1 protein-coding gene is annotated in these 345 nt (G+C 38.8%); it reads right to left on the bottom strand.

Annotated elements, in window-relative coordinates:
- Window positions 1-295 (bottom strand): helix-hairpin-helix domain-containing protein (locus NE547_RS18095; protein ID WP_305148566.1); only part of this gene is annotated, 295 nt, incomplete at its 3' end.
- Between the last annotated feature and the right edge of the window lie 50 nt (window positions 296-345).

Here is a 345-nt window from a genome sequence, read left to right on the forward strand (position 1 = left end):
CAGCTCTTCTAAGCTTTTCTATTGTTTCCTTGTTCTTGTCTTCTTCAAAGAACTTCTCAACACTGTCTGACATTATAGTACCAAACTCGTCTATCTTAATCAAGTCCTCTGATGACGCTGCCATTATCTCGTCAAGGTTATTATAGGCCTTGGCAAGTAATTTTGCTCCCTTTAGTCCAACAAACTTGATACCTAGACCGTTTATCAGCCTCCAAAGTTCGTTTGTCTTTGATTTTTCAATTGATGCCATAAGGTTTGCTACCGACTTCTTACCCATTCTTTCAAGCTGTTCCAAATCGTTTGGATCCAGATAGTATAGGTCTGCTATATCCTTGATCAATTCCT

The organism is Flavonifractor sp. DFI.6.63, assembly GCF_024462255.1.
In the GTDB taxonomy this organism is placed as follows: domain Bacteria; phylum Bacillota; class Clostridia; order Oscillospirales; family Oscillospiraceae; genus Lawsonibacter_A; species Lawsonibacter_A hominis.